Source organism: Bacillus sp. IBL03825 (assembly GCF_024712505.1).
Taxonomy (GTDB): Bacteria; Bacillota; Bacilli; order Bacillales; family Bacillaceae_G; genus Bacillus_A; species Bacillus_A wiedmannii.
On record NZ_JAMXKE010000001.1, the window covers coordinates 1322370 to 1349354 of the forward strand.

The following is a 26985-nucleotide window of genomic DNA, read 5'->3' on the forward strand; positions in this document are numbered from 1 at the left end:
TAATAGAGTTCGTAAGTGATGAATGGAGAGTGGAAAGAATGAAGATTTCTTTTATTCGTCATGGTCGCTTAGATCGTACTATAGAACCAATGACGGTTACATCCTTTCATGAATGGATGAAAGGATATGACTTACATACTATAACAGAAAAAGCACCTATACCAATGGAAACAATGGAAGCGGTTGAAGCAGCAAAGTTGATTGTAACGAGTGATCAAAGGTGTGCTATACAGTCAGCAGCTGAATTAATGAATTCTTTATCTTTTATGCAAAATTCTCTTTTTAGGGAAGCTGAAATTCCGACGAGTTTTTATGCTCCAACATGGTTGAAATGTAAACCTAACGTATGGATGTTTATCGGGCGAACATTATGGATACTTGGTTACCATAAAGATGTTGAGTCTTATAAGGAAGTAAGAGAGAGGGCAAGGCAAGCGGCTTACGTATTACACCGTTATGCTCTCGTACATGGAAGTATTGCTCTTGTAGGTCATAATTACATTAACGCAATGGTTGGTGCGGAGCTGAGAGCGATGGGATGGTCTGGTACGCCTATTTTGCACAGAGAGCCATGGGGATGTACAACATATACATTTCACGAGGCGATGAATGGAAATGTATTGAATACGAATTTAACATAAAAGCACACGATTTATATAAATCGTGTGCTTTCTTTTTAAGATACAGAAACTTTGATGTTTAATGTTTTTACGAGATGTGCATAAGGTTCGCCTACGAGCATAATGATTTGATCTTTTTTATAACCTAGTTTTTCGTATAGTGAATAGGCACGTTTGTTTTCTAAATTAACAAGTAATGCGATTTTTTCATACATCTTTTCAGTTGCATGGATTTCAGCAGCTTCAATTAATTGAGAACCAATTCCTTTTCCGCCATATGCACTTGAAACTGATAATGTATCAATGTAATATTCATCAAGCTCAGCTTCTTTTTCTAACGTAATCGATTCATCTTTATGTAATTCTCTTAAGTGATGTACAATTGGTGCATCAAGCATTGTTGCTTCACTACCATGATAAGCGACAATAACTCCAACTGCATCCCCGTCTTGCTCATATACAAAACAGTTTTCGTAGCTCAGTCGATTTCTCTCTTTTGAGAACCATGTTTCAAGTCCTAGTAATACTTCTGTTTCAACAGTGCTACCTGTGATTTTTTCAGCAATTTCGTGCAGAGCGTTATACAATAAAGGCGCAATTGCCTTCGCATCTGTCTTTTTTGCTTTCCGAATCATAGTATCCCTCCTAGTTCTATTTATATATTGTAGCATAGTGGTATGGAACTTTGCATAATTGAATGTCGAAATGTTTGATATAGAGAAGTAGCTATGTTAGTATATGATATTTAGTGGACATATAGTAAAGTGATATCGTTTGTGAATAATGAAAATAAAATGAAGGTATAGCATCTGGATAATTTTACAGTTGTTGACCTATAGAATATACGATAAAATAAAATATTGCATAGAGGTGAAATACATGGATGAACAATTAGCAAATACAATTTTGGATCAGCTGAAAAATGGTGAAATAAAGGAGTATGTTGCAACGAAAGATGTATTTTATACGTTTAGGAAAGTTGTAGTAGGGCGTGAAGATTTTAAACATATTATTGGAAACGCGCAGCGCGGCGGACAAGTAATTTATACATATTCAGAAACGCCACGTTCGTAACTAGAAGAATATAGGGGAGGAGAATTATGGGCGATTTTAAACAAGGCATATTACCGCATTGGGATTATATGTGGAAAGATAGAGCCGGCAATAGGTTTATGGGGATGGTCATGTACCCAGAGAAACGAAAGTGTTCGGCAAAAATGCTTCAGAAAATAAAAAGAGCATATGAAGAGGCTGTAGAAATTAAAGTAACTGTACAAGTTCAACATACATTTCAGTACGTAGAAGGAATGATTGTGTACTTTGATGAAGAAGCTCCTGTATGTACAATCATTGATAAAGATGAAAATCCACATCATATATTTGTAAAAGATATTTTGCGTATTGAGCACTCTGAATAATCTTTTCATAAATAAATTGAATTTCCATAATAATAATCTTTTTCTATAATAGTTATCTTTTAGTATGTAACGCGAACCGAAAGTATATGTATAATATTTAATAAAGTAAAATTGATAAATGTAATCGTTTTTTAGAACAGATTATCGTTTCATGTCTGTTCTTTTTTTCGTGATGCTGGAGAAATATATTCCTCCAGCATTTGCCGTTTTATGACAAAATATATTGGTAACTTTTTTTAAAATAAGGTTAAATTCGTTGACAACTTTTTTGAAAAGCACTTTATTGACATGAGTTTTAGAATGTTGTTTCATAGTCATTGTATTGAAAAAAATCGACTGTCTTGTCGAAAAGTAAAATTTAAAAAAAGAAAGAATTTATACATATATCTTGTGTCTTATTTTGAAACGTAATACAATATATAGAGAAATCAAGAAACAACATACAGAGAGTATAGATTGGAGAGGGAGGGTCGGAAATGATAGTTGCATATGATTCTATGACAGGAAACGTGAAGCGTTTCATTCACAAATTAAATATGCCGGCCGTTCAAATTGGTGAAGATCTAGTAATAGATGAAGACTTTGTTTTAATTACGTATACAACAGGTTTTGGCAATGTACCAGAACGTGTTTTAGAATTTTTAGAGCGCAATAATGAAAAATTAAAAGGCGTATCTGCAAGCGGCAATCGTAACTGGGGAGACATGTTCGGTGCAAGTGCTGACAAAATTTCTGCTAAATATGAAGTGCCTATTGTATCAAAATTTGAGTTATCAGGAACAAATAACGATGTAGAATATTTTAAGGAAAGGGTGCGGGAGATTGCGACACATTGAACTGAATAATGAAATCACGCAAATGCAGGACGGTTTTTATCAGCTTCATAAAGATAAAGAGGCATTAGAAGTCTTTATGGAAGAAGCTAGAGAGAATACCGTTCATTTTAATAGCGTGGCAGAGCGAATGGAGTATATGAAAGAACATGATTACTATTACAACGTTCTGGACGAGTATAGCTTGGAGGAAGTAGAAGAGGTATATAACATCGCTTATGGTGAAAACTTCGAGTTCCAATCTTATATGGCAGCATCTAAGTTCTACAAAGATTATGCGTTAAAAACAAATGATCAAAAACAATACTTAGAAAGCTATGAAGATCGTGTAGCAATTGTTTCATTATACTTAGGACGCGGTGATGTTGCGAAGGCAAAACACTTCGCAAGCATGATTGTAAAACAAAACTACCAACCAGCGACACCAACCTTTTTAAATGCGGGCCGAAGCAGAAGAGGAGAAATGGTGTCTTGTTTCTTGTTAGAGATGGACGATAGCTTAAATTCAATCGGCTTTAACATTAATACTGCAATGCAATTATCAAAAATCGGCGGTGGAGTAGCTTTAAACTTGTCTAAGCTACGTGCACGCGGTGAGCAAATTAAAGGTATTGATAACGCTGCAAGTGGTGTAGTACCTGTTATGAAATTACTTGAAGATTCGTTTTCATATGCGAATCAACTTGGGCAACGAAAAGGTGCAGGCGCAGTATACTTAAACATTTTCCATTGGGATATTATTGAATTCCTTGATACAAAAAAAATAAATGCCGATGAGAAGAGCCGTATTCAGTCTCTATCAATCGGAATTATCGTTCCAAGTAAGTTCTTTGAGCTTGCTGAGAAAAACGAACCTTTCCATGTTTTCGCGCCTTATACGGTGTATAAAGAATACGGAAAGCATTTAGATGATATAGACATTGATGAAATGTACGATGAATTAATGAGCAATCCGAAAGTGAAGAAGAAGCCGCTAGATATTAGTGCACGTGATATGCTTATTAAAATTGCTATGATTCAGCTTGAGTCTGGTTACCCATACTTAATGTTTAAATCAAATGCAAATAACCAACATCCACTGAAGGATATTGGAACTGTGAAGATGTCGAACTTGTGTTAAATATGTAGCACCTTCTAGTAGAAATGCTAGTCGAAAACTCCGTTAAACGGGGAAAGCCTCAAATTTGAGGTAACCTACCGTGCTAAATCTTATCTTAGAATGAAAATATAAAAGTTCAGAATGTATCTTATTATTTTGTATAGCAGAGTTATGGGACAACATAAAGTAATAAGAGACTTTCTGAAAGATTAAGATAAGTAAAAGCCTAACGACTATCCCTTATGGGAGTAGAGCGCAAGCGATTGGCGTTCGAAAAGCGGAGCACCTAATCAGGTAATGCTGTAGGTGATGATATAGTCTGTCCTGTATGGTGACATACAGCAGTTGCATGAGCAACGGACTGAGGAGTAGCGGACTCGGTTGAACATTCGAGACAGAAATCTTCCAGCTTCAAGAAACTTCTGAAATAAATGATTACGGTACAGAGGATATTATCCGTCGTGATATTAACTGTAACTTAGGATCGTTAAATATCGTAAATGTAATGAAAAATAAAGAAATTCGTGAAGCCGTTCATGCGGGAATGGAAGCTTTAACAGCTGTTTCTGATATGACGATTATTCCGAATGCACCAACTGTGAAAAAAGCAAATGATGAGCTTCATTCAGTTGGACTTGGCGCAATGAACTTACACGGATATTTATCAAAAAACAAAATCGCATATGAAAGTGCAGAAGCGAAAGAGTTTGCTCGTACATTCTTTATGATGTTAAATTACTACTCTATTGAGAAAAGTATGGAAATCGCTAAAGAAAAAGGCGAAACATTTAAAGACTTCGATAAGTCTGATTATGCGAATGGCACATACTTTGAAAAATACGAAACGACAGATTACAGCCCAGTAACTGAAAAAGTTCAGCAACTATTTGAAGGAATTCATATTCCAACAAAAGAAGATTGGACAAGTTTAAAAGAGCAAGTGAAGAAGAATGGATTATATAATTCATACCGTCTTGCTATCGCTCCAACACAATCTATCAGTTACGTTCAAAATGCAACTTCAAGCGTAATGCCGATCGTAAGTCAAATCGAATCAAGAACATATGCGAATGCGACAACATATTATCCAATGCCGTATTTATCAAAAGATACGTTCTGGTACTATAAATCTTCTTACGATATGAATCAGTTTAAATTAATTGATTTAATCGCAGAAATCCAAGAACATATTGACCAAGGAATTAGTACAATTCTTTACGTTAATAGTGATATTTCAACACGTGAATTAGCACGTTACTACATCTATGCACATAAAAAAGGTTTAAAGAGTCTTTATTATACGAGAACACGTAAGTTAAGCGTGGAAGAGTGCGTAGCTTGTACCGTTTAATATAAAAATTGAGACAGCATGAGCAGGGTTTTCTGAACCCTGCTCATGCTTAGTTATCAATTTTTCATGTTTATTTAGAGAAGGGGCGATTGAATGCGTGCGGTAAACTGGAACAAAAAAGAAGATGATTTTAGTTTAATGTTTTGGAAGCAAAACATCGCTCAGTTTTGGACAGAAGAAGAAATCGCGGTATCTTCTGACAAAAATACTTGGGCACAATTATCAAAAGAAGAGCAGGTTGCTTATAAGCGTGTATTAGGTGGTTTAACACTTTTAGATACGAAACAAGGTGGCGAAGGGATGCCTCTTGTACTTGTTCATCTTGAAAATTTACAAGCAAAAAGTGTATTAGCTTTCATGGGAGCTATGGAAGAAGTACATGCGAAGAGTTACAGTCATATTTTCACAACGTTAGCTACTGAAGAAGAAATTGATGATATTTTTGAATGGGTAGACAATCATCCATTACTTGAGAAAAAAGCTGGTATTGTTACTAGTTACTATCGTCGTTTATTAAAGCCTGAAGTAACGAAAAAAGAGTTATACATGGCAATGGTAGCAAGTGTATTCTTAGAAAGTTACTTATTCTATAGTGGATTCTTCTACCCACTTTACTTAGCAGGTCAAGGTAAATTGACGGCAAGTGGTGAGATTATTAACCTAATAATTCGTGATGAGTCAATTCACGGCGTATTCGTCGGTATTTTAGCACAACAACTCTTCGTAGAACTTTCTGCAGAAGATCAACAAGAAGTGCAAAAAGAAACACAAGAGTTATTAATGGAATTATATGAAATTGAAATGGCATACACAGAAGAAATTTACACTTCTATCGGTCTTGTAGAGGATGTAAATCGTTTCGTTCGTTACAATGCGAATAAAGGACTTATGAACTTAGGACTTGAGCCGAAGTTTGAAGAAGAAGAAATTAACCCAATCGTTTTAAATGGTTTACGTACAGATACGAAAAACCATGATTTCTTCTCTGTAAAAGGGAATGGTTACGTAAAAGCAACGAACGTTGAAAAGTTATCTGACGATGACTTCGTGTTTAATTTTTAATATACGATTATAAAGAAAAGCTGTCCTATTCATTGATAAGACAGCTTTTCTTTATGAATTTGTTTACATAACACTATTATTTTCGTATAACGAGTTCTGTTTAAAAAGTTCTATCCAGCAAAGGGATAGAACTTTTTTGTAATTAAATGGGTATTTACAAATTATTTGTATTAGTGTATTATTTAACTAGTACACCGATACAAAAGGAGGGAAGAAATGAAAATAGAGTTTTCTCCAAATACACCAATTTACATTCAGGTAATGGAATACATAAAAAAAGAAATCGTAACAGGACATTTATTGCCTGGTGATAAAATTCCCTCTGTACGTGAATTAGCGAGTGAATTACAAGTAAATCCAAATACGATTCAGCGTACATTTCAAGAGCTAGAACGGGATGGGGTTGTTGTAACGCGTAGAGGAATGGGACGATATGTAACGAATGAAGGGGAGAAAATTATGGAGCTGCGAAAAGAGATGGCGAAAGAATTACTTCATTCTTTTATAGATGGAATGGACAATTTAGGTTTTTCAGAAGAAGAAATTCTTACAATCCTTCGTTCTTCATTACATGAGAAGAGGGAGGAGAGCGAATGACAGAGTTATTAAAAATAGAAAACTTATGGAAGAGATACGGATTAAAAGCAGTGATCCGTGAATTAAACATAGAGATTACGGAAGGGAAAATTATAGGACTCGTTGGAGATAACGGGAGTGGGAAAACGACGTTATTGAAAATGATTGCCGGTCTGCAGCATCCTTCCGAAGGCAGTATTACAATCGCTGGTAAAAAGGTAGGATTAGAAACGAAAGAAATTGTTTCTTTTATGTCGGATAAACCAGTATTTGATGATTGGATGACGGTAAAAGATTCTTTATTCTTCTATCGAGATTTTTATAAAGACTTCGACATTCAAAAAGCAGTAGATACAATTGCGGAATTTAAAATACCGTTAGAAGAAAGAATTACAGCTTTATCAAAAGGTATGGTTGAAAAGCTACAAATTATTTTAACATTTTCGAGGAAAGCAAAGTTATACGTACTAGATGAACCGCTGGGCGGAATTGATCTTGTTTCTAGAGAACACGTATTAGAACTTATTTTACAGTTTTATCGTGAAGATTGTACCATTTTAATTGCAACACATTTAATTGGAGAAGTGGAAAATATTTTTGACGAAGTAATCTTTTTAAAAGATGGTGAGAGTGTACTACATGAAAATGTAGAGGAGTTACGCTTTCAGCGAGGAAAAGCTGTCACAGATGTGTTTAAGGAGGTGTTTAGTAGATGAAGGCCAGTTTAATATATATGTACAATGCGAATAAAAAACAAATTTTCATTTTGTTATTGTCATTCATATTTATTGTAGCTGTCGCTTTTGTAAGTATGGGAAATTATATTAAACAAGAATCAGGAGAAGTAAGGCAAATGATTACGATTGCCTTAGTATTCTTAGTTTATATAATTTTTGCGGTACTTGTATTGCTGCAGGCGATGTCTGCATTTGGCAAAATGACCGAAAGTACATTATTTCGATTAACACCGATATCTGGTAAAAAAATTGTTTTGGCAATATTGTCATATGCGGCAATTAGTTTAATGTGTTTTGAAGTGATAGGTACTATATTTGTCTATAGTATTTCGATGAAAGTAATAAAAGGTACAGAACTCTATGGAATGTTATTTACGGAAAGTACAATTGAGCTAGATATAGTAAAACAAGTATTTAGTAGTGTGTTATATGTATTTAATTTATCAAGTATATTGTTGGTTTTACTTTTCACAGTAGCTGGTGTTAAAGTATTTTCTTTGAAAAAGAAAAAAATGGAGTATGTAATTATTTTCTTCTTATTTTTATTAGTAACGAAAGCAATCAATATGATATATGAAATGCTAGGCCGACTTGCACCTACATCTACTTTTATTAGGAAGTTAGTTTATATAGATGAATCAGTGGATATAAATCTTATACTATATCCAGAAAGTCTTATGAATTTATATAGTATTGCTTTTTCAATCGGTATATTTGTTTTACTTGTTTATATAACAGGTCGCATAATTGATAAAAAACTAGAAGTCTAAAGGAGGAATCAGCATTGGGAAATGTAGTAGTAAAGTTAGAGAATGTTCGAAAAAAGATTGGTGGAACGGAAATTATCCGTGGTTTATCATTTGAAGTTCGTGAAGGGGAAGTGTACGGGTTTCTTGGACCGAACGGTAGTGGTAAAACGACGACAATTCGTATGATGACAGGTCTTATATCAATGACAGAGGGCGATATTACAATTTGCGGTCATAGTATTCGCACGGAGCGTGAAAAGGCGCTAGAGCAAATTGGGGCGATCGTAGAAAATCCTGAACTATATGATTATATGACTGGAATGCAAAACTTAAAGCATTTTGCGAACATGGCAATTACACCAATTAGTAAAGAGCGCATTGCTGAGATTGTAAAGCTTGTTGAATTAGAGCACGCGATTCATAAAAAGGTGAAAACATATTCACTTGGTATGAAACAACGTTTAGGAATTGCACAGGCATTACTTCATCAGCCGAAAATCTTAATTTTAGATGAGCCGACAAATGGATTAGATCCAGCTGGTATTCGCCAAATTCGTGATTATTTACAACGTTTAGCGAAAGAAGAGAATATTGCTGTAATCGTATCAAGTCACTTATTAAGTGAAATTGAACTCATGTGTGATCGCGTCGTTATTATTAAGCAAGGTGAGTTTGTGCAAGAGTACAACTTACACGAACAAGCGAAACATGATGAGACAGTAGTTGTAGCGTTTGAAGTAGATCAAGTACAGAAAGCAAATGAAATCATTAAAGGTAAGACGCAAGGAAATGTAATTGCAGTATCTGTAATGAAAGAAGAAATCCCACAACTTGTAAAAAAACTTGTGAATGACGATGTTCTTGTATACGGAGTTACTGTTCAAAATAAAACGTTAGAGGATGAGTTCTTAGCGATTACAGGGGGAGTGAAAGCGTAATGTTTAAATTAATTCAAAATGAATTTTTAAAGTTACATGCGAAAAAAGGTATGTATATTTTAATTGGTGTCATTGCAGTATTGGAGATTTTGGGAGTTTTAGCGATGCTGAAATGGGGAGACGGAAGTGAATTTAAAGGATCATATTTAGATTTTGCAAGTTCAGAGATTGGTTTAATTACTTTGTTTGCAACAATTTTTGGGATTACGATTGCTTCTCGTATGATTACTGATGAGTTCCAAAAAGGTACAATTAAGCAGTTATTAATCCGTCCAAGAAAACGAATTACAGTTTTATTCTCTAAATATATTACAGTGTTACTTACTATAGTATTTATCATATTTGCTAGCACGTTAATTGCAATGATTGTTGGCGGAATTGTAATGGATGGTAGTAAAACAGAATTAACGGTAGGAATCGTAATGAAATCTACTTTATATCAAGTACTTTCACCGTTCTTCTTTGCGACACTTGCATTTTTCTTAGCAAACGTGTTTAGAAAGTCTGTATTACCATTAATTATTACGATGTTCCTCTTCTTCTTACAAGGACCAATTAATATGGTACTGATGATGTTTGCAAAAGGTGTAGCTAAATTTGTAGTGTTTTTCCATTTAAATTTAAGTGTGTACGATAGTAATAAACTAGTAAGTGGTGGAACGGAACCAACATTTACAGAGTTTACATTTACAACTTCATTATTACTTGTAGCTGCATACTTTGTTGTATTACTTGTAGCATCAAGTGCATTATTCCAAAAACGTGACGTATTATAATAGAAGAAATCCCCGCTTGTAAAAACGGGGATTTTTATTACATAACTTTCTCGTAGATTTCAATTGAAAGAAAAGAATGATTACTATATATGTTGTTCAAAAGTGTTTGAGACAAACAGGAAGAATTTCAACTATATTCATATTATAATTTAGTTATCACACCATTTATTTTACTATCTTTGGGGGTGTTCTATATGCACTATGCATTTTCACGTATAAGACTACGTAGCTTTTTTGGATGGATGATTATAGGGGTGTTCCTTACGATGATTCCATTAGGTCTATCAAATGTTTCTGAGAATACGATGGAAGTTATTTCACAAATAACATTATTTTTTGTATTTCCGTTATTTTGGTTATACGTAAAAACAAATAAAAATAATGTTGTATTTAACAGTTTTTTTGATAAGCCAGGACGTTTACCGTGGGGATTAATTGTATTAGCAACGATAATGGGAATGATTTTTTCAGTTGGTATATCTCATATTCAATTTTACATATTAGCACATACGTTACCGAATTTCTTAGTTACTATGTTAGAAGACGGAAATATTATTAACACGAGTAACGTATATATGACGATATTTACTTTCATTTCAGCATGTGTATTAGCACCTATTATGGAAGAGGTTATTTTTAGAGGCTTCTTTTTACAGCGCATGGCTTATAAATGGGGCATTAAAAAAGCTGTAATCGTATCTTCACTTATTTTTGGTCTAGGACATTTTGATGTTATTGGTGCGTTCATGTTTGGTGTTGTAATGTGTCTTTTATACATAAAGACGAAAAATATATGGACGAATATCGCTGTGCACGCTCTAAATAATTTAATTGCAACAAGTATGCAATTTGTCGGTGGAGAAGAGAGTAGCGCAATCTCAATTACTGAATTACAAACACAAAGTAATTTATGGATCGGTATCGGTCTTACAGTTGTTGGGTTACTTTGGTTAATTCCTTACGTTTGGAAGCAATGGCGTACAGTAAAAGAAGTAGGTGTGCCACCAGTACGCTTTATAAATGAGGAAAAAGTAGTGAGTGCATCACAAGAAAATGAAGTGTATAGTCAAGTAATTGTAACAGATAGACTGATGGCTGTAGAGCTACCAGATGAGGCTGTAAATAAGCTTCGATTAGAAGAAAATGATTATGTAACAGTATCTGTAGAAGAAGATAAAATTGTTATAAAGAAAGCACAGGATAGATAATTAAAAAGTAGCTCCTAAAGAGCTACTTTTTAATTTGTAATAATTTCTACACGAAAATTATTACCGTTCTTTACATATTTAATATCTGTAACGATACGGACTGTTTTTAAAATCTCCACTTTTTCACCAATTCGAGGGATAGTGGGAACATTATCCCAAATGCCAAGCAAGTCGTCTAATTGTGCCGTTTTTTCATAAAACCAGATTTTCAATGTAAAGCCCCTTTCTCGAACTTTATGTATTTTAATACATAATATATTATTTTTATTCTTATTGTAAGGGGTTTTTTTGTATTTTATGAATAAAAATAAATTAAGCTTCTGGGAAGATATGTTCAATATCAGGAGTAAGAGATACTTCTGATAATACGATATGAGAAACTGTCGTTGCATATGAAGAAACATCATTGATAAAATCTTCAAGTTCAACGAGTGAAGGAACAGAAATTTTTACAATGTAGCATAAGCTTCCTGTTACTCGGTAACAAAAACTTGCAGATGGATAAGACTGAATAAACTGTTGCATACGTGTTGTATCACCGTTTTTTAAAGTGATTTCTAAAATACAATCTAAAACAAGTCCTGCTTTTTTATAATCGATATCGATTGTGTACTTTTGAATCACGCCTTCACTTTCAAGTTTGCGAACACGTTCTGCAGTAGACGGAGCAGATAAGTTTACTCGTTTCGCCAATTCACGCATGGAAAGGCGACTATCATTATATAATTCATTTAAAATCTTTCGATCGACACGGTCTAGTTGCATTTGTAAATATACCTCCAGTAAAATAATGATTTTTGTAAAGAAAAAATATGAATTAAGATTCATATGAAATGTAAAGTGAACTTCATTTATTTTACAATAAAACAGAAGGAAATAGGAGGGAAAATGATGGAGAGAATTTCATTATCAAATGTAGGAGATACAAAGTTTCAAAATTTATTAGGCCATAATCTGGATATATTACATTCGTGGAGTACGTTAGAGGATACACTGTACAATAAAGGAACACTTTCAGCAGAGTTGAAGGAGCAAGTGAGAAGAACATTAGCGTATGGGAATGAATGTCCGTACTGCATGGCAAAGGGAAGACCTGATGATGTGCAAAAGGCAGAGGAGATTAGTGTAGCCGTTACTTTTGCGCATACATTTGTTCATGATCGAAAGGCGATAGATGATAATATGTTTCATGTATTAAAACAATATTGGACGGAAAAAGAAATTGTAGAACTTTGCGCTTATATTTGTTTTATTACTGCGTCGCAGCAACTTGGTTTTGTATTTCAACTACAACCAAATTAAGGAGAAAATGATGACTAATCAAATAGCACTTATCATAATTGATGTACAAAAGGCGTTTCAATTACCATACTGGGGTGAGAGAAATAATCTTTTTGCTGAAGAAAATATGAAAAATTTATTAGAAGAATGGAGAAGAAGGAAGCGACCAGTTTTTCATATTCAACATGTAAATAAAGAAGATGTTCAGTCGATGTTTTATCAACAAGCAGAAACAGTAAACTTTAAAGAAGAAGTGAAACCACTGCCAGATGAAATAATTATTCGGAAATCCGTTAATAGCGCGTTCATTGGGACAAATTTAGAAGAACAATTAAGAGAGCAAAAATGTAATACGGTAGTGATTGTAGGATTAACGACAAATCATTGTGTGGAGACTACAACACGAATGGCAGGTAATTTAGGATTTACAACGTATTTAGTGAGCGATGCGACGGCTACATTCAATCGTAAAGGTCTGGACGGGGCAGAGTATAGTGCAGAGGACATTCACAATATGACACTTGTAAACTTACATGATGAATTTGCTACGATTGTAACGAAAAAAGAAGTATTAAAATTATTTTAAGAAAATAATTGCGAATTATGTAGAAAAAAATAAGAATATTTCGTATAATCTAAGTACAATCATTTTGAAATAGGGGTGGCATCATATGGAGCAAATTCCGGTAAAGAGAATAGAAGAAGTACTTGTTGTAGCAGGGGACGATAAACAGAAGCAAAAGGAATTTTATGAATTGCTCTTATCTACTGAGTTTTATGTTGCTGGTTCACTAGAAGCAGAGGACGGGGCAACAGAAGGAATACTTCGCTTGCGTCATTTCCAAGGAGAGGGTAGATGGATCGTTCCGTTCTTTACACAAATGGAATTTGTAAAAGACGTGTTGCCAGAAGGAACGCCCCTTATTACGATACGTGGAAAAGAATTATTTGGTAGCATTGAGAAAGATGCTACAGCAGTATTAAATGTTGGCACTGATATAAGTAAAACATTTATTCCAGAAGAAGTTGCAGATATCGCATCTGGACGAATTTTTAATTATTATAAATAAAAGGAAAAGCGGAATCGCTTTTCCTTTTTAATTTGAATACGGATTGGCTACGCCAGAAGAAATAGAGAGTGTTTTATTATTTGTATTTATTGTCGCTGTAGCTCCAAGAGGAATCCCGATGTTTGGGTTTATATGTCCAATCGGTAAACCGAATAGGACAGGTATATGATATGGTGCGAAATATTCATATAGTATTGTTTGCAATGATTGAGATGGTTTAGAAGGAGTGCAGTCGTGACAACTTGTAAAAATAACACCGCTACATTCATTAAACTTGCCAGATAAAAGTAGCTGATTTAACATGCGGTCAATGCGATACGGTTCTTCCCCAATGTCTTCAAGCAACAAAAGTTTATTAGCCGTATTTATCTCATAGGGTGAGCCAATTATACTCGTTAATACAGTTAAATTCCCTCCCGCCAATGTGCCTGTAACTGTACATGGAGAGGTAGGTACGATACATTCTGAAGCAGATAAGATGTTTGAATACGGATGGAATAGTTGATTGAAAGAAGATAAAGAAAGAGAATCTACACCTTTACCTAATTCTTCAACCATTGGACCATGAAAAGTAACAAGCTTTGCATAACGTGAAAAGGCAGTATGTAAAGCTGTAATATCGCTATATCCCCAAAAGATTTTTGGATTCTGCTGAATGATTTCATATTGAATGTGAGGGAGGAGACGGGCACTTCCATAACCACCTCGTGCACAGAAAATGGCCTTTACTTCATTATTTGTAAATGCTCCATGTATATCATCGAGCCGAACTTGATCACTTCCAGCTAAATATCCATATTTCTCATAAACACTCTTCCCGATTACTACAGATAAATCCATTTCTTGTAATAGGGTTACCCCTTTTAATACATTTTCAATTGTTGGTGGGCCGGACGGTGCAATAATCATTACTGTATCACCTTGTTGTAACGCATTTGGATATATCATTGTTTTCAGCCTCCTTCCCTTTCAATATATTCGCTTCCTATGAAGTTCAACCCTTGTAAAAGAAGGGGAAAGTTTGTCAAATAAAGAAGATATAAGGGGAATAGGAGGAGAAATGATGTTTACAAGTCGCGTAATAGATCTATTACAAATTAAGTATCCCATCATTCAAGCAGGTATGGCAGGTGCGATTACGACGCCTGAGCTTGTTGCAGCTGTAAGTAATAGCAGAGGACTAGGAACGCTTGGAGCAGGCTATATGAGCCCTGAGCAAATTCGTGAAGCAATTTATAAAATAAGGGAACGAACTGATAAGCCTTTCGGTGTTAATTTACTGTTAACGAAAGAGATACAGATAGAAGAAGAGAAAGTAAACTTGGCAAAGGTATTACTTAGCGGGATGAATAGAGAATTCGGTATAGGGGAAGAAGAGGCGATAAAGCTCCCCAAAAGCTATAAAGAACAATTACAAGTGTTAATAGAAGAAAACGTACCAGTCGTTAGCTTTGCATTTCAAACGTTAGAAAAAGAAGAAATAGGTGACTTAAAAAGAAGAGGAATAAAAGTTATCGGAACAGCTACTCATGTGACAGAGGCGAGGGTGCTTGCTGAATTAGGAGTAGACATTATTGTCGGTCAAGGTAGTGAGGCAGGAGGGCATAGAGGAACGTTTATTGGGAAAGAACAGGACGCTATGATTGGTACGTTTGCATTAATTCCACAGTTAGTAGCAGCAGTCCCGCATATCCCGATTGTTGCAGCAGGTGGTGTAATGAACGGACAAGGGCTTGTTGCAGCATTTACACTGGGGGCAGAAGCTGTTCAAATGGGATCAGCCTTTTTAACGAGTGAAGAAAGTATTACGCATGATGTGTATAAAGAAGCAGTGTTACATAGTACAGATACGAGTACAACTGTGACCCGTGCGTTTTCCGGGAAATATGCGCGGGGTATTCGTAATGAATTTATAGAGAGACATGAAGGGAAAGAAGAAGGGCTTCCGATGTATCCAGTGCAAAATGTATTAACCTCTAAAATACGCCAAGAAGCAGCAAAACAAAATAAAGGAGAATACATGTCGCTTTGGGCAGGGCAAGCGTCATCATTAGCACGAATAGAATCAGCTCAGCATGTAGTGGAGCGAGTTATGAAAGAAGCAGAGAACGTAATCGAACAATTACAAAATATATATAGAAAAAGACCACTTGAATAATTCAAGTGGTCTTTTCATTAGTTTGCTTTATAAAATTGTTGGATGGCCTCATCGATATAAACCCAGCCTTTCCAACCTAAATGCATATGATCTTTTAAGAAGTATTTATCATACTCATGATTCGAGAAGTCGGCAATTGGATAGCCAGCTTTCTCAATTTGCTCATGAACTTTCTTATAGTACAATTCGCGACGTTCTTTCGGGAATCCAGCGTAATCGTACCAAGGACCTTTTACAGGAACAGAAATGAAGAGTGGTTTTGCACCAGATTGTTTTAATAAATCAAGTACAATTTTTAAATCTTCATATTCTGGCGATTGATCATAAGCATCATTTTTTAAGTAGCCTTCACGTTGCTTTAATTTCTTCTTAATTTTGCTATTGAAGTAATCATCTTCGATACCATATTCGTTAGATCCTGATTCTACTGCACCCGTTTGATCTGCATGTTTACGAGCCTCGTCCCAATTCATTTGTTTTAATGAAGGGTCAAGTTTTTCTTTATGCGGTTTAATATTAAACATTGCTGTAAATAAATCTTTACGATCTAAAATGTTACGATAAATATAAGCGAAAGGTTTAGCAGCAAGTGCTTTTACTTTATGCTTTGTATCATCATAAACGATACCTTCAAGCGAAATTTTTAGTAAAGTTTCTTTCTTAACAATCTCAAAGTTTAATAAACGTTTTGCGATTTGCTTTTTCATTTCAGGCTTTAAGTCATCATTGAAAAGCAAGTGATAGCCTTGTTGTTTTGAGAAGTTAGGTGCAAAGTGTGTTTCATCAATACCTTGTGGTACAAACCATTGCGGAGAAAGAACGAATACCATTTTCTTATCTTTCAATTGATCCATAGTAGATGCAAAGTTTAACACATGTACAAGGTCTTGTGTTCCCCCGCGTCCAAGCAGGAATGGTGTGAACCCTTCAGGCTTTACTTTGAAATAATTTGATGGATGGAAAGCATCCATACGTGCGAATTCCGATGAACCGTACATCGGAAGGTATTTCGGGTCTGCTAACATCTTTTGCTGTAAAATCATACTTTGAATCTTTTCTTCTTTTAAAGAAGTGGCAGCTTGTTCTACTTTTTCATCACTTAAAAGTGGAAGTAGGAAGCGCGTTGGAATAAGTAAGAATACAGCAAAAAGGGCCAATGCTAAAAGCATCGGACCGAATTTTGCTTTGTTCATCGGATTTCTTCCAACTTCTTAATAACCATGTTTGGTGTAGCCCACTCGTCACGGTCAAAATCAGAAATAGAAACTTCAATATCTAAACGCTCTTGGAATTCAACTAATAAAGATACTACAGCGAAAGAATCAAGAATACCTTCTTCAAATAATTGAACATCTAAGTTTTCTTTCACAATATCGTTTTCACATACTTCTTCTAAAATATCTAATACTTGCTCTTTGAATTCTGCCATTTTTAAAATCTCCTTTATATCCGAAATATATTATATGTGCAACTTCTTACTAGTATAAGAAGGGTGCATTAAAAGTATCTGTTAAGGTGTCCAGAGAAAATTAGGAAACCGAAACATACAACGTGGAACGTAATTACAATCGCAAGGACATGTGTAAATTTATTGTTTGGCCAAAACTTATGCTTCTTGTTTTTTCGTTCGAAAATATCGAATAAAATAAACAGTGCGGCATGATATAGACCATAAATAACATACTGCGCAACAGCGCTTCCTTGGATGTGCCAAATTCCCATGATGAAGAAGTTTAAAAATGCACCGATATACGAAATTGTGTAGCGGTTTTTAATTAACTTTTTCTTCGTTGCAAAAAAGACGAAACGCATGTAAATAAAATCACGGAACCAGAATGATAAACTCATGTGCCAGCGGTTCCAGAAGTCTTTAATGTTACGACTAAGGAATGGCTTATTAAAGTTTTCAGGAGTTTTAATTCCCATCATGTAACTGATACCAATTACGAACGCACTATAACCTGCAAAGTCAAAGAATAATTGCATGCTAGTAGCGTACATAAAAATCGTATTAGATAAAAGTGTATCTTGATTGGCGAATACTGCCTTTACAAGATATGTTGTTATCAAGTGCGCGATTATAAATTTATACAGAAAACCTTGAAAAATACGGTTAAGCCCTGTATATAGTAACTTTTGATATTCTTCAGCGCTAGGTGGCTTTTGGATATCTTTTTGGAATCTACGGTAACGATCGATAGGTCCGCTTGAAATCGCAGGGAAGAATAAAACAAACTCCCAGAAATTAAAGAAGGAAAGTTCTTTAATTAAATTATCACGAACTTCAAAGACCATTTGTACAGCTCTAAATGTTACGTAAGACATACCTGCGAAAACAATAAAATGTAATTCAGGTACAAATGGTGCGATTTTTGCCAAAATAAGTGGCAAAATCGATAAAATAACAGCTATACAAAACATGAATGTACTATTCTTTTGTTTTCTTAAAATTAAATAGCCTTTAATTAGGGCATATTGCCAAATAATAAATGCGGCTAACATAATCGCTTGCTTCGGTTTATCCGAGAAGATAATAGCAATCATGACTAATGTTAAAACGGCATTATATTTACGCAACATTTTACCTTTTAATCCAGCTATGATAGTAGGTATTAATAAAATGCCCACTATAGCGAAAAAATAAAATGATCCATATGCGGTCATGCTGTAACCTCACTCAATAATTTTTTGCGATCTACCTTTCCATTTGGTGTCATTGGAATAGAAGATTGATACATGAATTTACGTGGAATCATGTAGTTTGGTAATCGCTCATTGAGTTCTTTTTTAATTGCAGATGTTAATTTGAATTCTTTTTCAAATGAATGTTCGCCAGGAACAACAACCGCTAATAAATAATCGTATTTCTCACCTTTTTTAATTGGAACGATAACTGCTCCTTCTACGTAAGAACACGCACGTAGGTGATGCTCAATTTCTTCTAATTCCATTCGATAACCATGCAGCTTAATTTGGAAATCAAGACGACCATTATAGAATAGAAGACCATTTTCAACATAGCCAGCATCGCCTGTTTTATAGGCACGCTCACCGTCAATCATAGTAAATGCTTTTTCTGTTAATTCAGGGCTTCCTAAATATCCAACGCTTACGCTTGGACCGACAATTACGATTTCACCTTTTTCACCATCAGGTGCAATGGTGCCATCTTCTTTCATAATAAGAAGGCGGCAGTCTGATTTACAGTAGCCAACTGGAAGTGATTTGTATTGATCAAGCACTTCTTCTGTAACGTGAATACCTGTTACAGCGACAGTAGCTTCTGTTGGACCGTACGTATTCATAATTGTCGCTTTCGGGAAACGCTCAATTAATTTTCTAGCTACTTCATTTGGTAACACTTCACCGCAGAATAAGAATGTTTTCATGTTCGGTAGCATACTCTCAGAGAAAGATGCTTCCATTAAACACATCTCTGCGAAAGATGGTGTTGAAGTCCATACTTGTATATCCGATTGCTCTAAAGAAGCAAACAAGTCTTTTGGACGTGCAATCATATCTTTATCGATTGCCCAAAGTGTACCACCTGTTACTAAGGATGGGTAAATATCCATGACAGATAAATCGAATGAGAAAGGTGCTTGGTTTAAGAATACTTGTCCTGTTTGTAAGTTGAAATCTTCTACAGCCCATTTTGTAAAGCTTACAAGGCAGTTATAAGTAATCTGAACCCCTTTCGGATTACCTGTGCTTCCTGATGTGTAAATAATGTAGAAGTTCTCATCACCTTTTACCGCATGTTCAGGATTTGGAGTGTTCCCTTTATGAGTAAAGAAAATATCTTTTAAGTTGTCTTCACTTACAATGCGAACTGGTAAATCAGTTACAGTTACTTCAGTTCCTGATAAAAGTAGTTTCGCACCAGAATTTTCAGCGATACGTTGTACACGATCAGCTGGGATAGATAAATCTACAGGAATATAAGCATGCCCAGCTTTTACACATCCTAAAAAGTTAATAATCATTTCAGGTTGCATATGGCCATACACCATAATTGGTGAACGATCATCTGGATACTCAGAAGAAATCCAATGTGCTAACGCATCAGAATCTTCCTTTAATTGTTTGTACGTAATTTTCGCATCTCGCCAAACAAAAGCAGTTTGATCAGGCGTTTCAATAGCCCACTTTTCAATTTGTTCTAATAACTTCATAACGTTCCCACCCTAAAATTCGTTGTAAATAAATGTACTTGTGTTTGTATCATGGAATCCATACAACCAAAGCAATGCAAATAAAATTGCAAGGTAATAAACCGTCTTTGCAACCCATTGTGTGAGTGGTCGAGACCATATCTCTTTTAATCTTTCCATGTCTTTCCCTCTCTTAATGAAATGATAGCTCTTTGTAGGTATCATGTCCTACATTATTGTGAAAAAAACAAAATTCCACATTTTAGGTAAAAATAAGTCAAAAGGCTCTTTTCTGATATTAGCACTAAATACTAAAAAAGAAAATCCCTAACTTAGCAATTATATTACATTCAGTATGAATTTGTAATGGGTTTGACATGTAAATAGGAAGTGGATTGTGTGAATGTATAAAAGTGGTCTGGGAGAATGTATAGAAATGTAATATTTGTTTGAGTTTTTCATAGTTAATGTATGAATTGTTAAAGTTTCATAAGAGGAGGAATTTCTGATGAAGAGGATGTGGAAGGATCTTATTTCAGAAGAAAACATTATTAAGTGGAGACAGCATTTTCATAAATATCCGGAATTATCATTTCATGAAAAAGAAACTTCACAATTTATATATGATACATTATGTTCATTTTCTTCTTTTGAAGTAACGAGACCGACGAAGTATAGTGTACTAGCAATTAAAAGAGGGACGGGACAAGGGAAAGTAGTTGCGATTCGAGCTGATATAGATGCTTTACCAATTCAAGAAGAGACAAGGAAATCTTATACGTCTGCGAATAAAGGAATGATGCATGCATGTGGGCATGATGCTCACGCAGCTATTTTGTTAAGTACAGCGGAGGTGCTATCAAATATAAAGGAAGATTTCGTAGGTGAGATTCGTCTCTTCTTTCAGCACGCAGAAGAGGTGTATCCTGGCGGGGGACAAGAAATGGTTGAGGCAGGCGTGATGGATGGTGTTGATTATGTAATAGGTTTACATGTTATGTCTGGATTGGAGAGCGGGAAAATCGGAATTGCGTATGGACCGATGATGGCGGCACCAGACGTATTTACAGTTGAAATTCAAGGGAAAGGAGGGCATGCGGCGAGGCCAGAAGAAACGATAGATCCTATTGCTATCGGAGCGCAGATTATTACAAATTTACAACATATCGTATCAAGAAATACAAGTGCTTTCATGCAAAGAGTTGTTTCAGTTACGCAGTTTCATGGGGGAATGGCTGATAATATTATTCCTAATGCAGCAACTTTAATGGGAACTGTGCGTTCTTTTAATCAAGCGTTAAGAATAGAAGCAGAAGAGAAAATTGAGAAAATCGTGAAAGGAATCACAAAGGCACATGGAGGAAAGTATACATATACGTATCGATACGGATATGATCCGGTTATTAATGATGAATATATTACGAAAGTAGTAGAAGAAAGTGCACTACATTTGTTTGGGAATGAGCGTGTTGTGAAGCTTGAACCTTCTATGGGAGGAGAAGATTTTTCAGCATATTTAAGAAAGGCACCGGGTTGCTTCATTAAATTGGGGACGGGGAATGAAAAGGTAGATACTTGTTATCCGCATCATCATCCGAAATTTGATGTAGATGAATCAGCTTTAATTTATGGAGTGGAATTATTTTTAGAGACAGCGATAAGACTACTAAAATCATAGAAAAGTATAAAAAAAGGCAACTGCGCTCTATCGCAGTTGCTTTTATTTCTTTCCGTCAGAGAGGGCTGAGAAAGAACTATGCTCATTTATAGTATATGAATAGCTAACGGACAAGCTTGTACATTTTAATCATTTTTTAAAAAATAGTTATTGACATTGATAATCACTGTCAATTAATCTAAGGGTAGTTGAAATTGATAATTATTATCAATAGGATGGATGAGACATGTTAATGAGAAAAAAATTTCACCTTCTGCGGAGGGGATTAAAAGATAAAAATAAAGATGTTGATCAGCATATGGAATGGCAACGAAATGTAATTCGTTCTGAATATGTAGATGAGAAGAGTACGCTTCCAACAGAAAAAGAGATACAAGGTAAAAGGAGAGATTTAGTTGAGTAAGTTAGTAATGATTTTTGCAAGTATGAGTGGAAATACAGAGGAAATGGCTGATCATATTGCGGGTGCAATTCGTGAAACAGAAAATGAAATTGAAGTTATCGATATTATGGATTCACCAGAAGCTTCTATACTAGAACAGTATGATGGAATTATTTTAGGTGCTTACACTTGGGGAGATGGTGACCTTCCTGATGATTTCTTAGATTTTTATGATGCAATGGATTCTATTGATTTAACCGGGAAAAAAGCGGCAGTATTCGGATCATGTGATTCGGCTTATCCGAAATACGGCGTGGCGGTTGACATTTTAATCGAAAAGCTACAAGAGCGCGGAGCTGCAGTTGTGTTAGAAGGACTAAAAGTAGAATTAACGCCAGAAGATGAAGATGTAGAAAAATGTTTACAGTTTGGAGCTGAATTTGTAAAACACCTTTCTTAATGGCAGAAGGGAGATGAAGAGCAAGTGCATGAGAAAATCGCAATCAAAACGATGACAGATTATCATTTGTATGATTTTATGCGTTGTCCGCATAAATTTTATTTCCGTCATATAAAAAGAAGAGAACCTTCTTCATTTGAATGGCAACAAATCGCACAAATGATTGTGAATCGAATTATTAATGAATATTACACACTACCTGCGGGCCAACAAACGAAAATCGTACTTTTAATATTAATAGAAAAGTATTGGAAAAAAGTAAGGATTAATATGTTTGCTTCAAAGACGGAGTATTATATTGTGTTAGCGAAGTTAACGGATCACTTATTACAGTTTGTTGAAAGAGATGATAGTCAGACACCGCCGTTATTTTTATATGAAAAATTTCAAACATATATGGAAGAGTTAGGTGTCCACATGTCATTGACATTAGAAGTTGGTGAGTGGAGTACTGAGTCGTTTGTAATTAAAAAGTATGTTGTCGATGCGGATGAGGAAATGCTTGCTCTTTGTCAAAAGTTAATGACAGTATTCAGTTATAAAGCTTTCGGAATTCTTCCCGGAAAAATTGAAGTTATTAATTTAATAGAAGGAACTAAGTATGAGTACATTCCGAAACAGGAAGATATTATAACTGGCATGGCTGATTTATCTAGAATGAAAGAAATGTTGCAACAACCTGAGCATTATACAGAGCGTCATTTTCGTTCTGAGTGTATGAGTTGTGCGTTTCGTAGGGAATGCCAAGGGGAAGAAGTAAAGAAAGAAGCGAAGCAGAAGAAAAATATCGTACATTAAAGGATGCAATTTTGCATCCTTTTTTGTTATTGACATGAAAAGCTTTTCATCATTTACCGTATATTTGTAGCAGATTTTAATAAAGGGAGGAATAATCAATGGAAGATGAAATGAAAGTATTTCAATGGTTAAAAGAACAAAATGCTCCTTTTGGGATTCAACTACAAATTTTACAAGCATTTCAACTGTATAAAGTCATTGTTGAAATGGATAAAAAGTTAATGATGTATGAGGAAAGAGAGTATAGGGAGAGAATATAATCTCATCCCTGTAGTATTAGTTTCAGTTTTTTAGTACCTGCTAGGAATTCAAGTTCATTCTTTGTTTCAAAGTTATAAATAATATTATGTAGTAAAGGGCTGTACCGATAAAAACTCGTGATGCGGTGAATGAGTAATGGATCATGGTGTGAAGTAAGTGTACAGTATTGTTCATATACTGATGTAGTAAATTCATGCCCGAAATCATAATATAGCCCAGCAAAGTCAAAGGCGGGATCTCCAATTTGAGCATCACCCAAATCGATAATCCCTGAAATATCTTTATTTTGGTTATCAAATAAAATGTGATGATGTGTAAAATCAGCGTGAATAATTGTATTTTGAAAAGTGGTTGTATCGATACAAGTAAAGAAATTTTCGAACAAACGATTTAAAGATGATTGCTGGAACGAAGTAAGACTATTAGTAACATACTGATTTAACTTAGTTTGTAGCTTTTTCCAGTAGGTAAGTGTTTTTTCAACAGGGAATCCTAACGTTGTACCTTGTTTTAAAGGAATACTATGTAGAGTCGCAAGGAAGGTGGCTAATTGTGTAATAAGTGCTTCCCGCTCTTGTTTTTCTAGTGTAGTAACTATTTCTGGTTTTAACGGCTCACCATGAATGAGTGTATAGTAACTACAAAGTGGAACCGCATCAGCATTATTGCTATATAATAGGTGATACTGTGGGACCTCAATTTCATGTAGTGAACAAGAGAGAAGTGTGCACAGTTCTTTTTCTAACGGAATTCGCATTGCATATTCCTGTTTTCGCGGGAAACGAAACAGTAGTTCATCATTGATAATAACCGCTACATTATCCCATCCTTCTTCATTTTGTTTATATGAATGTATAGAAAGATTAGGCAAAGCTTCTTTTATATATTGTTTGTAAGAGTCCATAATTGTTCCTCATTTCTATGTTAACTTATTCCACTTTATGATATCAGAATTTTCTTTCTATATGTTAAAATATACCTATCATTATGAAGAGGGGCGGGAGTATTATGAAGAAAAGACTATTCATCACTTCTTTATGTATCGCTTTTGGATTGTTTTGGTCATATAAAGAAGAGGTTTTTGCTAGCTTTAAACTGATTGATCAGTACGGATTAAATAATGAATTAAAGAACAAAAGTATAGAAACTTTAACTCATAATGAAATGAAAAAGGTAGGAGAACATTTTGTGACAGAGCAATTATCAGTGTTTGGGCTTAATAATAAAGAAGATGTGAAACGAAAAGGTGAAGAACTATTTGTAAATAGAGGATATGAACAATTAATAGGAAATTATTATCCAAATCGGTTTCGGGATTTAGAGTATAAATTTATAAACGAGGACATACGTGAAGTGACGGATGAAAGTTTTCGTTATCAAACTGCAGCGTACGTTGCGGGTACTGAAAATGGTAAGAGAAGCGAAATGAAATTGAATTATGAAATGAAAATTGTAAAGGTTAATAATATATTTAAGGTGTTAGAACAAAAACAGTATGTACAATAAAGTGAAACATGAATCAGTGCTACAAATAGCGGATAAAAAAATCCCCCAGTTCTTTGAGGGATTCTAAAGGTTTTCATTTTGTTGACCAAGTTCTTTTTGAGCAATATATAAATTTCCTTGCTCGACTTGTTTTTGAGTAAGAACAGAATCACCTGCATACCCTTTTTCTATTTTCACAGTTTTTTTTGAACGATTGGAATTTTGTTTCTTCATATAATAGACCACCTTCCATCAAAAATAAACGAAAATGATGAGTACGAGTAACACAGCGGCAAAAATGGTAATGCCCATTAAAAAAGAAGTGTTTTTATATTTAGGTGTCTTATGTACATCTTGCCGATATGCAGGTGAAATTTCAGGGGCGAATTCTTCATCGAATGATTGCTTTTTTTCTTTTTCGTCCATATGTATCCACCTTTCTTTTTCATTATGTTATACGTTCAAAGAAAAAATATGCATAAAGAAACCCACCCCTCTATCGTGAGCGGTGGTTTTCTGTTGTATATTTTCTTTGAACTTGAAAGAGACGGACAAGAAGGAAGGTGGCGCCAAATGCTAGACCGATAATAAGACCGATCCAATATCCTTTTGCTGCCCAGTCAGTGTAAGTTGCTAATATGTAACCGAGAGGGAGACCTATTACCCAATAAGCGATTAATGTCATAATTAAGGAAACATTTACGTCTTTATAACCACGTAGTGCCCCTTGTACAGGAGTTGCAATTGCATCTGAAATTTGAAATAAAATCGCAAATATAAGAAATTCTTTTGCTAAATGATGAACTTGTATATCTGTCGTATAAATAGAAGCAATTGCATCATCAAAGAAATAGAGAAGAATTGAATATAATAGGGCGAATGCAAGTGCTAAGCCAATCCCGATAAATCCATATTGTTTTGCGTTATTGAATCGCTTTGCTCCAACTTCGAATCCAACAGCGATGGTCATTGCCATTGCTAAACTTAAAGGAGTCATATATAACAAGGAAGCGAAGTTCATAGCTGCTTGATGAGCTGCGATTGTTGTCGTACTAAAATTACTCATCATAAGTGTCACTGCAGCGAAAATACTCGTTTCAAAAAAGATAGCAAATCCGATAGGGACGCCAAGTTTTAAGAATTCATTCCAACTTGAAAGAGAAGGACGATATAATTGTTTAAAGATATTGAAAGATGCGAAAGGCTCTTTCGTACGAATAATAATAACGGTAATAATTAAAATGCACCAATAGGTTGCTGCAGAAGCAATTGCCGCCCCAACACCACCGAGTTTTGGAAAACCGAAATGACCAAAAATTAATACATAATTTAATACTACGTTAATTGGTAATGATAGTAATGTAATGATCATCGTTGTGCGAGTTTTTCCTAATGCATCAATAAACCCACGTAAAACAGTGTAAGTAAATAAAGGGATAATTCCAATTGCAATAATACTTAAAAATTTTGCCGCAATACGTTCCACAGGTTCTTCCAGGCGCATACCGTTTAAAATAGGTGAAACAGCGAAGAAACCGATAAGGATGACCAAGGAACTAGCACAAATTGCTAAATATACTGCTTGTATGACAACTTGGGGAACATCCTCTTTTTTCTTGGATCCAATGAGCTGTGCAACAATTGGAGTGGTAGCCATTAAAATTCCTGTTAATCCGGTACTAACGGGAAGCCATATACTTGTTCCGATAGCAACACCCGCTAAATCAATAGGACTTGCGTGCCCTGACATTGTCGTATCGAAAAAACTCATTGCAAATAATGACATTTGCGTTACGAAAATCGGGAAAAATAGTAATACAAATTGCTTTAATTTTTGTGAGAATGAATTAGTTTCTTTCATAAAATCCCCTTTCCGCTAAAAAAACAAACT

At 34.9% G+C, this 26985-nt stretch carries 35 protein-coding genes and 1 pseudogene; 23 read left to right on the forward strand and 13 right to left on the reverse strand.

Annotated features, from left to right (window positions below; all coding sequences use genetic code 11):
• The first annotated feature begins 38 nt into the window (after positions 1 to 38).
• Positions 39 to 641, forward strand: a complete 603-nt coding sequence (locus NHG49_RS06890) for a hypothetical protein (protein ID WP_064476717.1) — start codon at positions 39 to 41, stop codon at positions 639 to 641.
• A 35-nt stretch (positions 642 to 676) separates the two neighbouring features.
• Here the strand turns inward: NHG49_RS06890 and NHG49_RS06895 are convergent, their stop codons facing one another.
• On the reverse strand, positions 677 to 1255 hold the full coding sequence (locus NHG49_RS06895; RefSeq protein ID WP_064476716.1) for a GNAT family N-acetyltransferase: 579 nt from the start codon (positions 1253 to 1255) through the stop codon (positions 677 to 679).
• A 244-nt stretch (positions 1256 to 1499) separates the two neighbouring features.
• On the opposite strand from NHG49_RS06895, the gene NHG49_RS06900 reads away from it, so the two are divergent.
• The 12 genes and pseudogenes from NHG49_RS06900 (at position 1500) to NHG49_RS06955 (ending at position 11367) form a co-directional block, all read left to right on the forward strand.
• Positions 1500 to 1694 carry a hypothetical protein gene (locus NHG49_RS06900; RefSeq protein WP_000344283.1) on the forward strand — a complete coding sequence of 65 codons (195 nt, stop codon included), beginning with the start codon at positions 1500 to 1502 and terminating at the stop codon, positions 1692 to 1694.
• Positions 1695 to 1720: 26 nt separating this feature from the next.
• Complete coding sequence (locus NHG49_RS06905) at positions 1721 to 2038, forward strand: hypothetical protein (protein ID WP_064476715.1); 318 nt, start codon at positions 1721 to 1723, stop codon at positions 2036 to 2038.
• A 476-nt stretch (positions 2039 to 2514) separates the two neighbouring features.
• Entirely contained in the window at positions 2515 to 2874 is a 360-nt protein-coding gene (nrdI, locus tag NHG49_RS06910) for a class Ib ribonucleoside-diphosphate reductase assembly flavoprotein NrdI (RefSeq protein ID WP_000634376.1), read from the forward strand.
• A pseudogene (locus NHG49_RS06915) lies at positions 2861 to 3988 on the forward strand (ribonucleotide reductase N-terminal alpha domain-containing protein); the annotation flags it as partial. The gene nrdI and the pseudogene NHG49_RS06915, both read left to right, overlap by 14 nt.
• 382 nt (positions 3989 to 4370) lie before the next feature.
• Entirely contained in the window at positions 4371 to 5321 is a 951-nt protein-coding gene (locus NHG49_RS06920) for a ribonucleotide reductase large subunit (RefSeq protein WP_308665587.1), read from the forward strand.
• A gap of 93 nt (positions 5322 to 5414) precedes the next feature.
• Positions 5415 to 6383, forward strand: coding sequence for a class 1b ribonucleoside-diphosphate reductase subunit beta (gene nrdF, locus NHG49_RS06925; protein WP_048561423.1), 969 nt, complete (start codon positions 5415 to 5417; stop codon positions 6381 to 6383).
• A gap of 216 nt (positions 6384 to 6599) precedes the next feature.
• Positions 6600 to 6980: a GntR family transcriptional regulator gene (locus tag NHG49_RS06930; protein ID WP_000687513.1), complete on the forward strand. Its 381-nt coding sequence runs from the start codon at positions 6600 to 6602 to the stop codon at positions 6978 to 6980.
• Complete coding sequence (locus NHG49_RS06935) at positions 6977 to 7675, forward strand: ABC transporter ATP-binding protein (RefSeq protein ID WP_064476714.1); 699 nt, start codon at positions 6977 to 6979, stop codon at positions 7673 to 7675. Before NHG49_RS06930 ends, NHG49_RS06935 begins: the two co-directional genes overlap by 4 nt.
• Positions 7672 to 8466: an ABC transporter permease gene (locus tag NHG49_RS06940; RefSeq protein WP_149173332.1), complete on the forward strand. Its 795-nt coding sequence runs from the start codon at positions 7672 to 7674 to the stop codon at positions 8464 to 8466. Before NHG49_RS06935 ends, NHG49_RS06940 begins: the two co-directional genes overlap by 4 nt.
• A 14-nt stretch (positions 8467 to 8480) precedes the next feature.
• Positions 8481 to 9383, forward strand: coding sequence for an ABC transporter ATP-binding protein (locus tag NHG49_RS06945; protein ID WP_000528799.1), 903 nt, complete (start codon positions 8481 to 8483; stop codon positions 9381 to 9383).
• Positions 9383 to 10159: an ABC transporter permease gene (locus NHG49_RS06950; protein ID WP_064476712.1), complete on the forward strand. Its 777-nt coding sequence runs from the start codon at positions 9383 to 9385 to the stop codon at positions 10157 to 10159. The genes NHG49_RS06945 and NHG49_RS06950 overlap by 1 nt, the downstream gene beginning before the upstream one ends.
• A 194-nt stretch (positions 10160 to 10353) precedes the next feature.
• On the forward strand, positions 10354 to 11367 hold the full coding sequence (locus tag NHG49_RS06955; RefSeq protein WP_000558815.1) for a CPBP family intramembrane glutamic endopeptidase: 1014 nt from the start codon (positions 10354 to 10356) through the stop codon (positions 11365 to 11367).
• Between the two features lie 29 nt (positions 11368 to 11396).
• Here NHG49_RS06955 and NHG49_RS06960 read toward each other — a convergent pair whose 3' ends face one another.
• Both NHG49_RS06960 and NHG49_RS06965 read right to left on the reverse strand, forming a co-directional pair.
• A complete protein-coding gene (locus NHG49_RS06960; protein ID WP_000707104.1) occupies positions 11397 to 11579 on the reverse strand; it encodes a DUF3913 family protein in 183 nt (60 codons plus the stop codon).
• 100 nt (positions 11580 to 11679) lie between these two features.
• Positions 11680 to 12132, reverse strand: a complete 453-nt coding sequence (locus NHG49_RS06965) for an Lrp/AsnC family transcriptional regulator (RefSeq protein ID WP_001175491.1) — start codon at positions 12130 to 12132, stop codon at positions 11680 to 11682.
• Positions 12133 to 12255: 123 nt separating this feature from the next.
• Here NHG49_RS06965 and NHG49_RS06970 point away from each other — a divergent pair, with 123 nt between their 5' ends.
• From NHG49_RS06970 to NHG49_RS06980, 3 genes are all read left to right on the forward strand, one after another.
• A complete protein-coding gene (locus tag NHG49_RS06970) occupies positions 12256 to 12669 on the forward strand; it encodes a carboxymuconolactone decarboxylase family protein (RefSeq protein ID WP_098653912.1) in 414 nt (137 codons plus the stop codon).
• Positions 12670 to 12679: 10 nt separating this feature from the next.
• Positions 12680 to 13234, forward strand: a complete 555-nt coding sequence (locus tag NHG49_RS06975) for a cysteine hydrolase family protein (RefSeq protein ID WP_064476710.1) — start codon at positions 12680 to 12682, stop codon at positions 13232 to 13234.
• Between the two features lie 85 nt (positions 13235 to 13319).
• The gene (locus NHG49_RS06980; RefSeq protein WP_000435201.1) at positions 13320 to 13718 is read left to right on the forward strand and encodes an SseB family protein; all 399 of its coding nucleotides are present in this window, start codon (positions 13320 to 13322) and stop codon (positions 13716 to 13718) included.
• 27 nt (positions 13719 to 13745) lie between these two features.
• Here NHG49_RS06980 and NHG49_RS06985 read toward each other — a convergent pair whose 3' ends face one another.
• On the reverse strand, positions 13746 to 14666 hold the full coding sequence (locus tag NHG49_RS06985; protein WP_064476709.1) for a S66 peptidase family protein: 921 nt from the start codon (positions 14664 to 14666) through the stop codon (positions 13746 to 13748).
• A 115-nt stretch (positions 14667 to 14781) separates the two neighbouring features.
• On the opposite strand from NHG49_RS06985, the gene NHG49_RS06990 reads away from it, so the two are divergent.
• Complete coding sequence (locus NHG49_RS06990; protein ID WP_064476708.1) at positions 14782 to 15876, forward strand: NAD(P)H-dependent flavin oxidoreductase; 1095 nt, start codon at positions 14782 to 14784, stop codon at positions 15874 to 15876.
• A 17-nt stretch (positions 15877 to 15893) separates the two neighbouring features.
• Here the strand turns inward: NHG49_RS06990 and dltD are convergent, their stop codons facing one another.
• The 5 genes from dltD to NHG49_RS07015 form a co-directional block, all read right to left on the reverse strand.
• Positions 15894 to 17069, reverse strand: coding sequence for a D-alanyl-lipoteichoic acid biosynthesis protein DltD (gene dltD, locus NHG49_RS06995; RefSeq protein WP_064476707.1), 1176 nt, complete (start codon positions 17067 to 17069; stop codon positions 15894 to 15896).
• Positions 17066 to 17305: a D-alanine--poly(phosphoribitol) ligase subunit DltC gene (gene dltC, locus NHG49_RS07000; protein ID WP_000807310.1), complete on the reverse strand. Its 240-nt coding sequence runs from the start codon at positions 17303 to 17305 to the stop codon at positions 17066 to 17068. The genes dltD and dltC overlap by 4 nt, the downstream gene beginning before the upstream one ends.
• A 68-nt stretch (positions 17306 to 17373) precedes the next feature.
• Complete coding sequence (gene dltB, locus NHG49_RS07005) at positions 17374 to 18540, reverse strand: D-alanyl-lipoteichoic acid biosynthesis protein DltB (protein WP_064476706.1); 1167 nt, start codon at positions 18538 to 18540, stop codon at positions 17374 to 17376.
• Positions 18537 to 20051 (reverse strand): D-alanine--poly(phosphoribitol) ligase subunit DltA, encoded by a 1515-nt coding sequence (gene dltA, locus NHG49_RS07010; protein WP_000770525.1) that lies wholly within the window; start codon positions 20049 to 20051, stop codon positions 18537 to 18539. Before dltA ends, dltB begins: the two co-directional genes overlap by 4 nt.
• Before the next feature lie 12 nt (positions 20052 to 20063).
• Positions 20064 to 20210, reverse strand: a complete 147-nt coding sequence (locus tag NHG49_RS07015) for a teichoic acid D-Ala incorporation-associated protein DltX (protein ID WP_000440293.1) — start codon at positions 20208 to 20210, stop codon at positions 20064 to 20066.
• Between the two features lie 328 nt (positions 20211 to 20538).
• Between NHG49_RS07015 and amaA the strand changes: the two genes are divergently transcribed.
• From amaA to NHG49_RS07040, 5 genes are all read left to right on the forward strand, one after another.
• Complete coding sequence (amaA, locus tag NHG49_RS07020) at positions 20539 to 21708, forward strand: N-acyl-aliphatic-L-amino acid amidohydrolase (protein ID WP_064476704.1); 1170 nt, start codon at positions 20539 to 20541, stop codon at positions 21706 to 21708.
• Positions 21709 to 21934: 226 nt separating this feature from the next.
• The gene (locus NHG49_RS07025; RefSeq protein ID WP_064476703.1) at positions 21935 to 22111 is read left to right on the forward strand and encodes a hypothetical protein; all 177 of its coding nucleotides are present in this window, start codon (positions 21935 to 21937) and stop codon (positions 22109 to 22111) included.
• A complete protein-coding gene (locus NHG49_RS07030; RefSeq protein ID WP_000041146.1) occupies positions 22104 to 22550 on the forward strand; it encodes a flavodoxin in 447 nt (148 codons plus the stop codon). The genes NHG49_RS07025 and NHG49_RS07030 overlap by 8 nt, the downstream gene beginning before the upstream one ends.
• A 24-nt stretch (positions 22551 to 22574) precedes the next feature.
• Complete coding sequence (locus tag NHG49_RS07035) at positions 22575 to 23348, forward strand: hypothetical protein (protein ID WP_048561412.1); 774 nt, start codon at positions 22575 to 22577, stop codon at positions 23346 to 23348.
• Between the two features lie 98 nt (positions 23349 to 23446).
• On the forward strand, positions 23447 to 23608 hold the full coding sequence (locus tag NHG49_RS07040) for a hypothetical protein (protein ID WP_064476702.1): 162 nt from the start codon (positions 23447 to 23449) through the stop codon (positions 23606 to 23608).
• Positions 23609 to 23610: 2 nt separating this feature from the next.
• Here the strand turns inward: NHG49_RS07040 and NHG49_RS07045 are convergent, their stop codons facing one another.
• Positions 23611 to 24513, reverse strand: coding sequence for an aminoglycoside phosphotransferase family protein (locus NHG49_RS07045; protein WP_064476701.1), 903 nt, complete (start codon positions 24511 to 24513; stop codon positions 23611 to 23613).
• Positions 24514 to 24596: 83 nt separating this feature from the next.
• On the opposite strand from NHG49_RS07045, the gene NHG49_RS07050 reads away from it, so the two are divergent.
• Positions 24597 to 25115 (forward strand): hypothetical protein, encoded by a 519-nt coding sequence (locus NHG49_RS07050; protein WP_064476700.1) that lies wholly within the window; start codon positions 24597 to 24599, stop codon positions 25113 to 25115.
• Between the two features lie 63 nt (positions 25116 to 25178).
• Here NHG49_RS07050 and NHG49_RS07055 read toward each other — a convergent pair whose 3' ends face one another.
• From NHG49_RS07055 to NHG49_RS07065, 3 genes are all read right to left on the reverse strand, one after another.
• Positions 25179 to 25328, reverse strand: a complete 150-nt coding sequence (locus NHG49_RS07055) for a hypothetical protein (RefSeq protein WP_064476699.1) — start codon at positions 25326 to 25328, stop codon at positions 25179 to 25181.
• Between the two features lie 18 nt (positions 25329 to 25346).
• A complete protein-coding gene (locus NHG49_RS07060) occupies positions 25347 to 25520 on the reverse strand; it encodes a hypothetical protein (protein WP_064476698.1) in 174 nt (57 codons plus the stop codon).
• A gap of 70 nt (positions 25521 to 25590) precedes the next feature.
• On the reverse strand, positions 25591 to 26955 hold the full coding sequence (locus tag NHG49_RS07065) for an MATE family efflux transporter (protein ID WP_064476697.1): 1365 nt from the start codon (positions 26953 to 26955) through the stop codon (positions 25591 to 25593).
• Positions 26956 to 26985 lie beyond the last annotated feature (30 nt).

Excerpts from the sequence above, each read along its gene's own strand:
- NHG49_RS06890 (WP_064476717.1), top strand. The coding sequence starts at position 39 with ATGAAGATTTCTTTTATTCGTCATGGTCGCTTAGATCGTACTATAGAA.
- NHG49_RS06895 (WP_064476716.1), bottom strand. The coding sequence starts at position 1,255 with ATGATTCGGAAAGCAAAAAAGACAGATGCGAAGGCAATTGCGCCTTTA.
- NHG49_RS06900 (WP_000344283.1), top strand. The coding sequence starts at position 1,500 with ATGGATGAACAATTAGCAAATACAATTTTGGATCAGCTGAAAAATGGT.
- NHG49_RS06905 (WP_064476715.1), top strand. The coding sequence starts at position 1,721 with ATGGGCGATTTTAAACAAGGCATATTACCGCATTGGGATTATATGTGG.
- nrdI (WP_000634376.1), top strand. The coding sequence starts at position 2,515 with ATGATAGTTGCATATGATTCTATGACAGGAAACGTGAAGCGTTTCATT.
- nrdF (WP_048561423.1), top strand. The coding sequence starts at position 5,415 with ATGCGTGCGGTAAACTGGAACAAAAAAGAAGATGATTTTAGTTTAATG.
- NHG49_RS06930 (WP_000687513.1), top strand. The coding sequence starts at position 6,600 with ATGAAAATAGAGTTTTCTCCAAATACACCAATTTACATTCAGGTAATG.
- NHG49_RS06935 (WP_064476714.1), top strand. The coding sequence starts at position 6,977 with ATGACAGAGTTATTAAAAATAGAAAACTTATGGAAGAGATACGGATTA.
- NHG49_RS06940 (WP_149173332.1), top strand. The coding sequence starts at position 7,672 with ATGAAGGCCAGTTTAATATATATGTACAATGCGAATAAAAAACAAATT.
- NHG49_RS06950 (WP_064476712.1), top strand. The coding sequence starts at position 9,383 with ATGTTTAAATTAATTCAAAATGAATTTTTAAAGTTACATGCGAAAAAA.
- NHG49_RS06955 (WP_000558815.1), top strand. The coding sequence starts at position 10,354 with ATGCACTATGCATTTTCACGTATAAGACTACGTAGCTTTTTTGGATGG.
- NHG49_RS06965 (WP_001175491.1), bottom strand. The coding sequence starts at position 12,132 with ATGCAACTAGACCGTGTCGATCGAAAGATTTTAAATGAATTATATAAT.
- NHG49_RS06970 (WP_098653912.1), top strand. The coding sequence starts at position 12,256 with ATGATGGAGAGAATTTCATTATCAAATGTAGGAGATACAAAGTTTCAA.
- NHG49_RS06975 (WP_064476710.1), top strand. The coding sequence starts at position 12,680 with ATGACTAATCAAATAGCACTTATCATAATTGATGTACAAAAGGCGTTT.
- NHG49_RS06980 (WP_000435201.1), top strand. The coding sequence starts at position 13,320 with ATGGAGCAAATTCCGGTAAAGAGAATAGAAGAAGTACTTGTTGTAGCA.
- NHG49_RS06985 (WP_064476709.1), bottom strand. The coding sequence starts at position 14,666 with ATGATATATCCAAATGCGTTACAACAAGGTGATACAGTAATGATTATT.
- NHG49_RS06990 (WP_064476708.1), top strand. The coding sequence starts at position 14,782 with ATGTTTACAAGTCGCGTAATAGATCTATTACAAATTAAGTATCCCATC.
- dltD (WP_064476707.1), bottom strand. The coding sequence starts at position 17,069 with ATGAACAAAGCAAAATTCGGTCCGATGCTTTTAGCATTGGCCCTTTTT.
- dltC (WP_000807310.1), bottom strand. The coding sequence starts at position 17,305 with ATGGCAGAATTCAAAGAGCAAGTATTAGATATTTTAGAAGAAGTATGT.
- dltB (WP_064476706.1), bottom strand. The coding sequence starts at position 18,540 with ATGACCGCATATGGATCATTTTATTTTTTCGCTATAGTGGGCATTTTA.
- dltA (WP_000770525.1), bottom strand. The coding sequence starts at position 20,051 with ATGAAGTTATTAGAACAAATTGAAAAGTGGGCTATTGAAACGCCTGAT.
- NHG49_RS07015 (WP_000440293.1), bottom strand. The coding sequence starts at position 20,210 with ATGGAAAGATTAAAAGAGATATGGTCTCGACCACTCACACAATGGGTT.
- amaA (WP_064476704.1), top strand. The coding sequence starts at position 20,539 with ATGAAGAGGATGTGGAAGGATCTTATTTCAGAAGAAAACATTATTAAG.
- NHG49_RS07025 (WP_064476703.1), top strand. The coding sequence starts at position 21,935 with ATGTTAATGAGAAAAAAATTTCACCTTCTGCGGAGGGGATTAAAAGAT.
- NHG49_RS07040 (WP_064476702.1), top strand. The coding sequence starts at position 23,447 with ATGGAAGATGAAATGAAAGTATTTCAATGGTTAAAAGAACAAAATGCT.
- NHG49_RS07045 (WP_064476701.1), bottom strand. The coding sequence starts at position 24,513 with ATGGACTCTTACAAACAATATATAAAAGAAGCTTTGCCTAATCTTTCT.
- NHG49_RS07050 (WP_064476700.1), top strand. The coding sequence starts at position 24,597 with ATGAAGAGGGGCGGGAGTATTATGAAGAAAAGACTATTCATCACTTCT.
- NHG49_RS07055 (WP_064476699.1), bottom strand. The coding sequence starts at position 25,328 with ATGAAGAAACAAAATTCCAATCGTTCAAAAAAAACTGTGAAAATAGAA.
- NHG49_RS07060 (WP_064476698.1), bottom strand. The coding sequence starts at position 25,520 with ATGGACGAAAAAGAAAAAAAGCAATCATTCGATGAAGAATTCGCCCCT.
- NHG49_RS07065 (WP_064476697.1), bottom strand. The coding sequence starts at position 26,955 with ATGAAAGAAACTAATTCATTCTCACAAAAATTAAAGCAATTTGTATTA.